The sequence below is a fragment of the Thermophagus xiamenensis genome (assembly GCF_900112795.1).
GTDB classification, from domain to species: domain Bacteria; phylum Bacteroidota; class Bacteroidia; order Bacteroidales; family Marinilabiliaceae; genus Thermophagus; species Thermophagus xiamenensis.
On the sequence record NZ_FONA01000011.1, the window covers coordinates 46,324 to 59,893 of the forward strand.

Genomic DNA, 13,570 nt, shown 5'->3' on the forward strand with positions numbered 1-13,570 from the left:
TTTTTGATTTAACCCCATGAATCGACAATCTGTACCCCCAATCTTTGCAACCATTACGATGGGCCTTGAGGAGGGTTATACCCGTAAAGCCATCGAAAAACAAGAGGTTATTTCCTGGCTCCAAAAATATCAAACCAATTTGTTAAAGGAGAAAAAGATTGGATTAAGCATTAGTTTATCTCATTGTGAAATCGTTTTTGGCGGGCAGGTTGAACCGCATTTGAGATTAAGACTGATTAATTATCCCAAATTTAAAATGGATGCTGCCCGTTTTAAAGAGGCTGTGGATAATCTTACGCAGCAATTGATGCAAGTTTTTAAACAAAACCGAATGGTGATAGAATATTGGGACGAGACTGTCATGTTTGAAAACAGTTCCGATATTGATCCTCTGATTTTGCAGGATTGAACCCGCGGTGTAGAGTATTCACCGGTGACTGTCCTCCGTCTTTAAATTCCCTTTGACCAAATGAGGCTTGGCCGGAACCATTCTTCAAAAAGATTAAGTGGGATTTATGGGGCTGGTACAATAGATTGCGTAGGATACAAAAACGTTTGTAGACAATAAATTTGAGATGGTATTTGACCCCCCAACCGGGTCTCATCCAAACGTATGATGAATATTAACAGTCTCCGACCTTTTATGCGCAACACCGAGATGTTTATGCGCATGTCCGAGACCTTAATGCGCAACACCGAGGAGCTTATGCGCATGTCCGAGACCTTTATGCGCAACGCCGAGGGGTTTATGCGCAGGTCTGAGACCTTTATGCGCAGCACCGAGGGGTTTATGCGCAGGTCTGAGACCTTTATGCGCAGCACCGAGATGTTTATGCGCAGCACCGAGACCTTTTTGCAGACTTCCAACTCCGAAATTATGGGTTGTCTCGCTCCCTCATGACCGGGGAGAAGAATGATAGTCCTTAACGTTCATTGATAAAGCGTTAGAAGAGCCCTTCCACGAAATTATCGAACTCCACATTTTCCAGATAATTTTCTAACTGTATGGATTTCAGTTTTTCTTTTAACTGTTGCGGCTCATGAGGTGTTCCGTTCAGAAGGTTTTCCAATTCACTGATGTCGCGTGAGCCAAAGAAATCGCCGAATATTTTGGTGTGTTGAATAATGCCTTTTTGCACATCCAGATTTATTTCAATAAAACCGCCTTTCGTTTTTATTCCTTTCTGGAAGTTATATTGAGGGGAGGTTCCAAAGTTCCAGTCCCAGGTGCCATATTTTTCATCCACCAGTTTGTTGATGGCCGAGATGTCGTTATCGGTCAGCTGGTATGTTTTCGAGTCGGGATATAAGCTTAGAATATGCTCAAAGATTCGGTTTTCGAAGGCTTCCAACGAGAGGGGTTGAGTCAGATGTTCCGAAATGTTGGTAACTCTGCTGCGTACCGATTTTACAGCCTTATCCTGAAATTTTAGCGGATTAACCTTTAATGCCTGGGATAAATCTGGTAGTTTGGAGCTGAAAAGCAGTGTTCCGTGCTGCAAAATTTTGCCGTTATAAATGCATTTGGCATTGCCTGAGAATTTTTTCCCCTTGATGGTTAAATCGTTTCGTCCCTCAAATCTGGCGTCAATACCAAGCGATTTTAACACGTCTAATATGGGACGGGTATATTTTTTAAAACCTTCGGTACTATTATTCTCTTTATTCATGATAAAAGAGAAGTTGAGATTTCCGGGGTCATGAAATACTGCACCACCTCCGGACAAGCGCCTTATCACATCAATGTTATTGGCTTTGACGTAATCTACATTAATCTCGGCCAATGTGTTTTGATGTTTTCCTACAATTATTGAAGGACCATTTATATATAGATAAAAACATTCATCGGTTTTGTTATTCAATAAAAACTCTTCGGTGGCCAGGTTAAAGGCCGGATTAAGCGTGTTTGAACGAATACACAACATATGGTTAAGCTTTAATCATTGTTAGCACCATTTTAAATTTTTCCTTTGCTTCCACAGCATGTGGAACATTTGCCGGCATGATTATCATTTGACCTACGTTTACGACATATTCCTTTTTGTTGATGATGATGGTCCCTGAACCATCAATAACCTGAACTATGGCATCAAAAGGTGCCGAATGTTCACTCAAATTTTGGCCCTTATCGAAGGCAAACAACGTGATATTGCCTTTATCGCTTCGGGTAATTATTTTACTTACGGTTGAACCTGATACGTATTCAACCATGTCTTTAAGGGTGTGAACCTCGCCGGCATTAAAGTTTCTTTCTGACATTTATTTATGTTTTTATGGTTCTGAATTTAATGATGAGTCGGGGAACAAAGTTGTTTTGGTAATTATTATCCAACATCCGGTACCGGATAAATGTTTGATTTGGCCGATTAATGCTTACAGATATTTATATGCTTCGGTTATAAATCCCTCTTATAATTTACCATGCCAAATGGTGTAATTTTCAGGCCAGGATATGTCGGTTTTTTGGGGAAAAATGCCATAAATGGCCGAACCACTGCCCGACATGGAAGCATATATTGCCCCATGATTATATAGGGTGGATTTAATTTGTCTGAGTTCCGGATATTGGGTAATAGCATTATCCTCAAAATCGTTGAAAAGATTTTTATGCCATGTGTCTACAGGCTCTTTTAGGATGTTTTCAATGTTTTTGTCAGGTTGTTTAGGCTTGATGTTTCGGTAAGCTTCCGGGGTGGAAAGACCAACAGGTGGGATAACAATCATTATCCATTTATCGGATAGCGACAGGTCAATTGATGAAAAGACATTTCCTTTGCCTCTGGCCACCAATGGATAGTTGCGGATGAAGAAGGCACAATCGGCACCTAACCGGGCCGCATTTTCTTCCAATTCCTCTTGTTGCAAATTTAGTCCGTATTGTTCGTTAAGCAATTTCAACATAAAAGCAGCATCGGCAGAACCACCTCCCAATCCTGCTCCGGCAGGAATATTTTTATGCAGATGAATTTTCAATGGCGGAATCGGGTGATTTTCCCTCAACAAACGTAGGGCTTTAATTACTAAATTGTCATCAGTACTATTCTCAACGTTGATGCCGGACGTGCTAAAGTGGTCGCTTTCATCTGTTTTATTGTCTATAACTTCCAGGACATCTCTGAATCCTTTTACCGGAACAAAAACAGTTTCAATGTTGTGGAAGCCGTCGGGCCTTTTCTCGGTTACAAACAATCCTAAATTAATCTTGGCATTGGGAAAAACCACCATAATCAATTATTTTTATCACAAAGAAAAGAGAGATTCTGCAAAGTTTGGTCTAATCGCTAAAAAAAAATAATATGAGTTCTATGAAGTCTTTTTACATTGCTTTGATTTTGAATGTATTGCTAATGTTGAATGTTTCTTGCGAAAAAAAGTATCCTCCTACTGATATGGCACGGCATGCTTTGATTCCAAAACCTGTTTCGGTGGAAGCAACACACGAAACCTTTGTTTTAAAAGATAAAGCTTCAGTATTTTATGATTCCGGGAATGAGGCGTTAAAAAAAGAAGCCGAATATCTTGCAGCACTTTTGGGTAAGGCAACAGGATTCGATATTAAAGTAAAGGCTTCATCTGCCTTACCTTCGAGGGGCAATATTTTTTTAACTACTTCGATGGATGACGATTCATTGGAACATGAGGATGGGTATAAGTTGGAAATAGACCGGCGCTATGTGAAGATTTCGGCACCTCAACCCAAAGGTGTTTTTTATGGTATCCAAACGCTTCGTCAACTGTTTCCTGCCGAATTTGAAAAAGAAAATAAAGATGTAAAAGAAGAATGGTTTCTGCCTGCCGGAACAATACACGACTGGCCTGAATATCCCTATCGGGGGGCCATGCTCGATGTGTCGCGTCACTTTTTCGGAGTTGAAACGGTGAAACGATTCATCGATTATCTTGCCATGTATAAGATGAATATTTTGCATCTGCACTTATCCGACGACCAGGGTTGGCGTATTGAGATTGAATCGTGGCCCAATCTTACCAAACATGGTGGAAGTACAGAGGTTGGAGGAGGCCCCGGAGGCTTTTTTACTAAAGATGAGTTTCGGGAAATTGTGGCTTATGCTTCAGAAAGGTATATCACCATTGTGCCGGAGATTGATATGCCGGGACATACCAATGCGGCATTGGCGTCTTATCCGGAGTTGAATTGCGATGGCAAAGCACCAGAATTGTATACCGGAACTAGAGTGGGGTTCAGTACTCTGTGTACCCATAAGGAAATCGTTTATCAATTTGTTGACGATGTCGTAAGTGAAATTTCGGAGTTAAGTCCGGGACCCTGGTTTCATATAGGCGGGGATGAATCGCATTCAACAAAACATGATGATTACGTTCGTTTTGTAAATAGGGTCCGCAAAATCGTTAAGTCTTATGGGAAAAAAATTATTGGCTGGGATGAAATAGCCCATGCCGATATCGACAGTGAAGATGTGGTTCAGTTTTGGGCCAGAGAAAAGAATGCTTTGCTCGGGGTAAAAAAAGGTGCCAAAGTAATTATGTCGCCATCCAAGCATGCCTACATGGATATGAAATATGATTCAACGACTGTGTTGGGACTTAAATGGGCCGGATATACAGAAGTGGATGATGGTTATAGCTGGGACCCGGCAACGTTGGTTGAAGGTATTGAACGTAGCCATATTTTAGGCATTGAAGCACCCTTGTGGTCTGAGACTATTGAAACTCTTGAAGATATTGAATATATGATTTTCCCTCGTCTGCCGGGTTATGCGGAAATTGGCTGGACATCATCAAAGCATCGCTCATGGGATGAGTATAAAATCCGCCTGGGTAAGCAAAAACAACGTTTCGAAGCCATGGGAATTAATTATTACCCATCTTCTTTAGTCCCCTGGCAAAATGAAGAGGATATTTTTATTGAGCCAATTGAAAAGGATAACAATTAATGACCATAATTCATTTAAGAATTAATATATATTCGTAGGAAAGTAATGTTATTTACCGTTTAACCATACGGGTATTAATTTTATTTTGGTGGGATGAAACGAGCATTTCAACAAGGTTTTTAGTCATTAGTCAACAGTCATTAGTGATTAGTATTGATTGACTAATGACTAACGACTAACCACTAACGACTAACCTTAAGTTGCATGTTAACAAATGATTAGATAAATTGTGTATTAATGAAACGAGCATGACAATGAGAGATTTTCACAAAAGAGAATGTATAAAACTCTTTGTCATGCGAGTTCCATCAGGCCAATGAATTAGATAAATTTTATACTGATGAAACGAGCATGGCGACTTTTGCCACAAAAGGACATGTATAAATTTAGTTAAGCCATGCGAGTTCCATTCGGCCAATGAGTTAAATAAATTATATACGAATGAAATTACAACATCAACAGGTCAGATTAAGACAATTAAAACAATCGGATGTCAGCCAATTGGCTCAACTCTTAAATAACCCCAAAATCCTGGATAATTTACGGGATTCAATACCTTTTCCTTATTTTGAATCAGATGCGCTGAAGTTTGTTGACCTTTGTAACAAAATGGACCCTTTAAGGAATTTTGCCATTGAGTATGACGGACAATTGGTGGGTACCATTGGTCTGGAACAGGAAACAGATGTTTATCGGTTAAGTGGACAACTGGGATACTGGATAGGTGAACCCTTTTGGGGTAAAGGCATTGCCACTACCGCGGTGAATTTAATGGTAGACTATGGCTTCAAAAGTCTGGAACTAATTAGAATTCATGCCTGCGTTTTTTCTTTCAATAAAGCCTCGCAACGAGTACTGGAAAAGAATGGTTTCAAATTGGAAGGTATTTTTGAAAAAGCTGTTATCAAAAACAATATGATTTTTGATGAGTACCATTTTGCAAAAGTTAATGGCAAATCCTGACGGATATATGTTGAAAATAGTTTCTTGATGGTGGGGTACATCAATTCAATCACCTCTATGCATGCGATTGAGTCGCATCGGGGCATGTGATTGAGTCGCATCGGAGCATGTGAATGAGTTGCTTTAAAAGATTATACTTTACTTCGTTGTATAAATTGGTATAATAATTAAAGCCAGGCTGGCAATTATTCTCTTAAAATTCTTCAATCCCATAATTGAATCGGCAAAAATAATGCACGAAGTAAGGAATCTTTTGTTTTTCCACAATCTGTAGGTTACTGATTTGTATGTAAAGTTATTTGCGCCTTTTCGAATTTGGTGGCGATATTTAAGATATTAATGTAACTTAAGCACAATTCATAGAAATCAGAGCAGAATAAATATCCGGGTTCATTTAATCTCTGAAAATGATATAAAGAACCGGGCAAGGAAATAAGTATTACCACGACAGAAATATCTATAGGAAATACCTTGCATTAAGTACTCAGGCAGAAGGCATGGATGGAATTTACCAATTTCATGATTGTGAACGGGGGATTTCCTCTTTAGTGAATTAAAGTGTGAGCGATGGATGTAATAGATTTTAAACTAATAATATAAGTAAGTTTTATGCTGATTTTAAGGGAATGTCATAAATTTATGAAATGCCTGAATATGTATAATTAGATGGCATAAAAATCTTAAATCTAAAAAACTGGTAAGATGAGGTATGGCTTTTTAATGATAGTGCTTATTTCTGTATTGGTCTCGTGCACACCGGTTCGCTTTGACCAACCGCAACCGGATGGGGTGAAGACTTTAGCCGTTTTTCCGGACGACCTGACCGGATTTTATGTGGATGAGGATGGGGATACGCTTCTGGTTAAGGCCAATGGTTTCGAATATGGGTATGGAAATTCGGATTCTGAATGTCTGAAGCGGTCTTTGAATTCCGGTAAAATGGTAGTTAAGAAATACAAAGGGAACTATGTGTTAAGCTTGCATGAAGAAGATGAGTGGGATGTTTTTCTGGTTGAGCCGGACGATGATGGTTTTAATTTACGGATGATAGATATCGGTAATAAGGACAGAGAGAAAATGGATGAACTCAGTGCCATCACAGATGTGGAAACCATAAAGAATGACCAGGGGGATGTGACATACTATTTGGTGCGCCCTTCCCGGTCGGAATTCAAACGTATTATGAAGCGTGGTTTTTTCGCTGAAAGAGAATATTTTAGGAAGGTGGAAAAACAGGTTGATTAACCTGAATGGTTGATTGCGTTTTATATGATATCTGCCATGTTGGGAGAAAAGCTTCTGCTTCGCCCCGGTTATTCCTTTTTTCCGTCCCGGAACGAGAGGATAAATTCAGTAAGATCGGTGTCAGGGGAGAGGCCTAATTTTTTTCTAAGCCGATATCTGTGATTTTCTACCCCTCGCACCGAGATGCCCAATAATGGCGCTATCTCTTTAGAGGTGAGGTTAATTCTAAGAAAGGCGCAGAGCCTAAGGTCGCCGGGCGTCAGCTGGGGGTATTTTTCTTTCAGGGTTTGAAGAAACGTTTCGTGCGCTTGATTAAAGTTGTGTTCGAAAATCTTCCATTCATCTTCCCCTGAAATGTGGTCGTCTATCTTTTTTATTATTTCAGAATAATATTTGTCCGGATATCTGGTGCCTAATAATTCTTTCTGATGTTTCAATTTTTCCTTGAGTGACATGAGAAATTCGTTCTTTTTTATCATTTCAAGAGTCGAATTGGCCAGCTGACGGCTTTTAAAAGAGAGTTCCGACTGCAGCTTTTCATTTCGAAGGCGAATTAACTCTCGCTCTTTTTCTTCCCTCTTTTGTTTTTCTTTGAGTTTTACTCTTTTTACGGTGATGTTTTTTCCTAAAAAGAAAAGGCCCGAAAACAACAGAGCATATATAAAGAATGCCGGTGTCGACTGATACCATGGTGGCTTAACTTCCAGCTTTATTTGGTGTGTTTTCGATGTTTTTTGCCATAGGTTAATTGCTCTAACGCTGATGGTATATTCACCCGTGGGGATTCTGTTAACGGTAAAGACAGGTTTATCTATTGGTTCTGACCATCCCGGAGTTAATCCTTCTATTTTATATTGGTATTTAATTGTTTCAGCAGTAAAAAGAGGAAACGAATATCTTAATGACAAATTGTTTCGGGAATAAGGAATAACTATTTTGGAAGTGAAAGGAGATAGTATTTTACGATTGCCTGAAGGTGAAAGAGCAACAATTTCCCGAATGGTTAGTTGCTCACGTGTAATTCGGTCGCCGCTATCTTCGGCTCTTGTGTCGAGCAGTGCATATCCGTTTTCGAGGCAAAGGATGGCACGGTGTGCATCTATAGGTACGATGTTTTCCTCTCTGGGTATTAAATTGTTCAGAAATAACGTGATGGGAAATTCCTTGATTAATTGAACGTTGTTATTTCGAATCAGGTATAAGGCAATTCCTCGATGGTTGATAAACCAATATCTGTTTTCAGGAGCCGGTACAATAAGAAAAGATGATGCATAATGTCCCAGGCTGTTGTTTAAAAAATCGTAGGGAACGATGTTATCATTCAGGTCATCATAGGTGTAGAGCATCTCATTATTAGTGAAGACAATACGGTTTTCTATTTTAAAGACCCGAATGCTATGACCCTGTCGCCATAGATTAGAGTTTTTCCCGTAATAAGTAATTTGTGTGGCTGAGTCAAGGTCTTCATTTAACCGTATCTTATACAAACCGTTATAGAGGTGAGCCGCCCATAAATTATTACGGTGGTCGAATTCTACAAAGCGTATCAAATCACTAAATCCTTTGAGGGTGTGCGAAAATGTCCATTTTTGGTTTAATTTTCTGTAAACCACAAGGTCGGAATAGGTGCTTTGCAATAGATAATCATTATGCCCGGGAATATTGGTGATAGAGTATCCCCCTGCGATATTGGAAATTTTTGTGGCCTTACCGTTTTCAACAACATAAGTTCCGGCATTGTGTCCCACAAATAGCGTACTGTCAATAATCTGACAATCCCACACCTGTCGTTGTGTCCCCGGCACAAGACGGAAGCGGGCGGCAGGAGCGTTCCACGGTTTAAAAAACAAACCTTGATTGGTGCCGGCATAAAAAATGCCATCCTGAATTGCTGCCGAATACATGGCACCCGGTGAATCATCTATGAACGGTGTGTATGAAGTTAATGACGAAAAGGTGATAAAATCCAGGCCTTTGTCAGAAGCAACCCAAATGTTCCCGGTACTGTCACACGCCAGCGAATGGACAGTATTGCTTTGAAGTCCCGATTGTTTTGTCAGGTGGTACAGTTCTTTTCCATCTTTCGAAAATATTTTTATGCCGTTAAGGATGGTTCCGATAACGATGGAGCTGTCCGGCCTTATTATTCCTTTGTTAATGTTATTTTGGACGAAAAATTTTGTTTGGCCCGACGGCCATTCCCGTGCTTGTTGATTTTGTGCTTCATATAAAAACATGCCATTGGTCTCGGTACCGATGAGGTAATGATGCCGGAATGATGATGGAGCAAAAAATGTCACATTTTTATCCACAAAAAAATCGGATTGTAGGAAAGGGGTAAGTCCGTGATTTTTTATTTTTAATAAACCACGGGATTTAATAGCAACTACCAATTCATTGTTTAAAACCGATGACCGGGAAATAAAACCATTGGCTCTGATAAACGCAAAATGTTGCTTGTCAAAAACATAAATTCCGGAAAACGATTGAAAATAAACTTTGTTGTTAACGATAAAAATATTCCAAAATTCTTCGTTACGGGCAAAATAGCCTTCAACGCTATCTGTTAATGAGGTATATTCCAGTTGCCCAAGATTATTTCTTTCCCAAAATCCTATTTCTCTGTATCCCCCGGTGTAAATGCGATTGAGACTGTCAATTGCAATGGCGCGAATAGGAAATCCGTTGGGTGAAGGATATAATTGCCATGAAACTCCATCGAACTCAATAAGACCTATGCTGTTACCAATATAGGTAAAACCTTGCCCGTCGAAGGCAATACTCCAGTTTTTGTTAGCACCATGGTAGTGTTGTTTATTAAAATTTATGATTTGTGGCTGAAGAGTTGGTGCACTCTTCCCGGTAATTGAAACCGTAATAAACAATGCAATGAAAACAAAGAGCTTAATAAACAGGGTCGGGATATCTCTGAGTTTTGTAATAGGCTTCATATTTTTTCCTTCAAAGTCATTGTTTTTATGCACCCAATAATCCCTTTCCCGCTCATTATGTGTTTGGAGTTTTAAATATGGTTCAATTATCCGGGAGAGGTGGCTGCAAAATTATCTGCTTTTTATGGGTTTTTAGCAATCCTTTGGTTAAAACCCTGCGAGGTTGGAACGTTAATTTTGTTTACAAATTAACCAAAGTATGATAAAAATGCCATGAAAAACTTCACTTTGGCGACAAATGAGAAAAATAATTGTGTTTCATATGTGAAAAATATAACAATCGTAAAACAAAGAAAATCAATAAATAAAAACATGTTATCAGGCTTTTGGTGTATTAAAAGTGAGGCTTAAAATTACAATTTTTAACAATGAGAGTTTATAGTGTGGTAAAAAGCTTTCCATTGGGACGAATAGAGCCTACTTTTACATTCAGAAATTAAAACAAAAATTAACGTTATGAGAAAATCTCTGCTAATTTTCATTTATTTTATCGGTATATCGGTATTGTCCTTTGCACAGGAAGAGATTACTGTTCAGGGGAAAGTGACCGATTCTGATAATTTAGGTATACCCGGTGTCTCAATCGTTATAGAAGGGACATCACAAGGGACCATTACTGATATGGATGGGAACTATACAATAAAGGTTCCGGAAGATGCCACGTTGGTATTTAGTTTCGTGGGCTTGGAAAGCCAAACCGTACCGGTGGATGGACGAAATATTATTAATGTACGGCTGAATGAATCGACCGTGGGTTTGGATGAAGTGGTGGTCGTAGGTTATGGTCAGATTAAGGTTAAAGACCTTACTTCTTCTATTACTACACTTAAAACAGAAGAGCTGGTTAAAACCCCGGCGGGACAAACCATGCAAGCCTTGCAGGGTAAGGTGGCAGGCGTTCAGGTAGTAAATGCGGGAGCACCCGGGAGTGAACCTACCGTTAGAATCAGAGGGATTGGTTCTTATCCTTCGAGCAGTAGTTCTACGCCTTTGTATGTTGTGGATGGTATGTATTTCGACAACATTGATTTTTTGAATCCCTCCGACATTGAAACCTTGTCGGTATTGAAAGATGCCTCAGCTTCGGCTATCTATGGGGTCAGGGCCGCCAATGGTGTGGTGTTGATTACCACCAAACAAGGGTCACTGAATTCTAAAACCACCATTACTTACGATGGTTATTTTGGTGTTCAGGTTCCGCAAAATGTCATGAAAATGGCAAATGCTGAACAGTTTGTGGATTATATCTACCAAACAGGAGATGCCACCGATATTAGCTTTATTGAAAATGCCATGCAGCGTTATGGTCGAAGTAGGGTAAATCCCAATGTGCCTGATGTGAATACCGACTGGTATGCTGAAATTATGGAATCTTACGCCATACAGCAAAATCATTCCCTTTCAATTTTTGGCGGTAATGATAAAACTACCTATTCGTTTGGTATGAGTTATTTTGACCAGGATGGCCTTCTGAAAGCCAAGAATTCTTATCAACGAATGAATATAAGGTCAAAAATTGACCACCAAGCCAAAGACTGGCTGAAAGCCGGAGTTAACTTTAATTTAAGTAATGGTATTAGGTACATTGCCAACGATGCGGCATGGTTTAATGCCTATCATGCCGTCCCTATTTTGCCGGTGTATGATGATGAAAATTATCAAGAATTGCTCGATGCCGGCGTTGCCAATCCCAGTCGCTATTCCAGCGCTCAGATTTTGGGATACCGCGGCTCGCAGAATCCTTTTCTCAGCCTGGCATTTAACAATAACCGACAAGATATTCGTAAAATTCTTTCCGGTGTTTATGCCGAAGTGGATTTAATACCTGCTAAGTTGACATTTAAAACCAATTATAACGTCTCTATGATGTTTCTCAAGGGTAGGAATGTTAACTTGCCTTATTACATTACCAATGATACTTATTCTGATTTGTCGAATATCACTTCTTCACGTACAACAGAAGTAGACCAATTTGTTGATAATACGCTGACTTATACCGATAGTTTTGGCCCCCATAACTTAACTGCAATGGTGGGAACTTCTTATCGCGATGAGTGGTACGATTATTTGAGTGGTTTCGCAGAAGATATTCCTTTAAATGAAAATTCATGGTACATAGGTCAGTCGGGTTCTGAAGCTTCCAAAACAGCCGATGACAATGCCGAAAGAATTTATGGCCTTTCCTATTTTGGAAGGGTATCCTACAATTTCAAAAATAAGTATTTGGCCTATTTTACACTGAGACGTGAAGGTACTTCTAAATACCAGGAAAAATGGGGAACCTTTCCCGCTTTTGGATTGGGTTGGGTCCTTTCCGAAGAAACCTTCTTTCAGGGAATTGACTTTATTGATTACCTGAAGCTGCGAGGTGGATGGGGTAAGCTGGGTAATGACCGTATTAGCCGGCAGGATGGTGCTAACACAACCAATCCGGTGTTTTTGGCCATTGATGATACCCAGGTAAACGGGACAACCACAACCAGTACTTTTGGTTATCTGGAATGGGAAACCGTTAAAGGGACCAATGTGGGTCTTACTGCAAACCTGTTGGGAAATAAACTGAATATTGAAGCTGATTATTACATCAGAGATACAGAAAATGCAGCTATCCCCGTGAGTCTTAAACTGCAGTCAGGTAGTGTGTTGCGAAATGTGGGAACCATTAGAAATTCGGGGCTGGAAATTTCATTGTCCTATAACGGTGAAATATCTGATGATTTAAAATATAGTATAGGCGGCAATCTTTCAACACTGAAGAACGAAGTTCGTGACTTGTATGGTCAAGCCTATATCAATGGTGGCAGTGCCGAGTTTAGACAACGTTCACAAGTGGGCGAACCGCTGTTGTCGTTTTACGGATATGAAGTGGCAGGGGTATATCAAAATCAGGAAGAAATAGATGCCGACCCCATTGCCGTGGACAATGGACTGGTGCCGGGTGATTTCAAATTCGTTGACCAGGATAATAATGGTGTAATCGACGATGATGATAAAGTATTTTTAGGTTCATATATTCCTACCTTCACTTATGGTGGTTTCATTAATATAAGTTATCGGAATTTCGATTTTTCGGTAAACATTATGGGTCAAGGGGGCAATAAAATCTTGAACCGGAAAAGAGGTGAAATTATCTGGACCAATGATACCAATATCGATGCTGAATTAGCTACTAATTTGTGGAACGGAGAAGGAACTTCAAATAAATATCCTTCAGCTTCCGGATTACGTCGTGGTTGGAACCAAAATTTCAGCGATTATCTTGTGGAAGATGGAAACTTCTTCAGAATACAGAATATCCAGTTAGGCTATAATATAAAGGGCTCGCAGTTACTTGGTAAGGGTATGCCCGATGCCCGGGTCTATTTTACCGCTGAAAAACCGTTGACACTTTTTCAATACAATGGTTTTACACCCGAAGTTCCCAACGGTATCGACCGTCAGTTCTATCCCGTTCCGGCTGTTTATACTATAGGGCTTAATCTTAAATTCTAAAAT

General features: G+C 39.7%; 10 protein-coding genes. 6 read left to right on the forward strand and 4 right to left on the reverse strand.

Annotation, left to right across the window (positions count from 1 at the left end; genetic code table 11):
• Positions 1 to 16: 16 nt before the first annotated feature.
• The gene (locus BM130_RS08095) at positions 17 to 409 is read left to right on the forward strand and encodes a hypothetical protein (protein ID WP_138956834.1); all 393 of its coding nucleotides are present in this window, start codon (positions 17 to 19) and stop codon (positions 407 to 409) included.
• Positions 410 to 748: 339 nt separating this feature from the next.
• A complete protein-coding gene (locus BM130_RS15425; RefSeq protein ID WP_175560423.1) occupies positions 749 to 901 on the forward strand; it encodes a hypothetical protein in 153 nt (50 codons plus the stop codon).
• 43 nt (positions 902 to 944) lie between these two features.
• On the opposite strand, the gene lplA is transcribed toward BM130_RS15425, so the two are convergent.
• The 3 genes from lplA to ispE all read right to left on the reverse strand — a co-directional run bounded on the left by lplA (position 945) and on the right by ispE (position 3,225).
• Positions 945 to 1,925 (reverse strand): lipoate--protein ligase, encoded by a 981-nt coding sequence (lplA, locus tag BM130_RS08105; RefSeq protein ID WP_010526496.1) that lies wholly within the window; start codon positions 1,923 to 1,925, stop codon positions 945 to 947.
• 4 nt (positions 1,926 to 1,929) lie between these two features.
• Positions 1,930 to 2,259, reverse strand: coding sequence for a cupin domain-containing protein (locus BM130_RS08110; RefSeq protein WP_010526495.1), 330 nt, complete (start codon positions 2,257 to 2,259; stop codon positions 1,930 to 1,932).
• A 150-nt stretch (positions 2,260 to 2,409) separates the two neighbouring features.
• A complete protein-coding gene (gene ispE / locus BM130_RS08115) occupies positions 2,410 to 3,225 on the reverse strand; it encodes a 4-(cytidine 5'-diphospho)-2-C-methyl-D-erythritol kinase (protein ID WP_010526494.1) in 816 nt (271 codons plus the stop codon).
• An 80-nt stretch (positions 3,226 to 3,305) separates the two neighbouring features.
• On the opposite strand from ispE, the gene BM130_RS08120 reads away from it, so the two are divergent.
• The 3 genes from BM130_RS08120 to BM130_RS08130 all read left to right on the forward strand — a co-directional run bounded on the left by BM130_RS08120 (position 3,306) and on the right by BM130_RS08130 (position 7,124).
• Positions 3,306 to 4,916, forward strand: coding sequence for a beta-N-acetylhexosaminidase (locus tag BM130_RS08120; protein ID WP_010526493.1), 1,611 nt, complete (start codon positions 3,306 to 3,308; stop codon positions 4,914 to 4,916).
• Positions 4,917 to 5,357: 441 nt separating this feature from the next.
• Positions 5,358 to 5,879, forward strand: a complete 522-nt coding sequence (locus BM130_RS08125) for a GNAT family N-acetyltransferase (RefSeq protein WP_010526492.1) — start codon at positions 5,358 to 5,360, stop codon at positions 5,877 to 5,879.
• A gap of 702 nt (positions 5,880 to 6,581) precedes the next feature.
• On the forward strand, positions 6,582 to 7,124 hold the full coding sequence (locus BM130_RS08130) for a hypothetical protein (protein WP_010526491.1): 543 nt from the start codon (positions 6,582 to 6,584) through the stop codon (positions 7,122 to 7,124).
• Positions 7,125 to 7,192: 68 nt separating this feature from the next.
• On the opposite strand, the gene BM130_RS08135 is transcribed toward BM130_RS08130, so the two are convergent.
• Positions 7,193 to 10,075 (reverse strand): triple tyrosine motif-containing protein, encoded by a 2,883-nt coding sequence (locus tag BM130_RS08135; protein WP_010526490.1) that lies wholly within the window; start codon positions 10,073 to 10,075, stop codon positions 7,193 to 7,195.
• Positions 10,076 to 10,531: 456 nt separating this feature from the next.
• Between BM130_RS08135 and BM130_RS08140 the strand changes: the two genes are divergently transcribed.
• Entirely contained in the window at positions 10,532 to 13,567 is a 3,036-nt protein-coding gene (locus tag BM130_RS08140; RefSeq protein ID WP_010526489.1) for a SusC/RagA family TonB-linked outer membrane protein, read from the forward strand.
• Positions 13,568 to 13,570 lie beyond the last annotated feature (3 nt).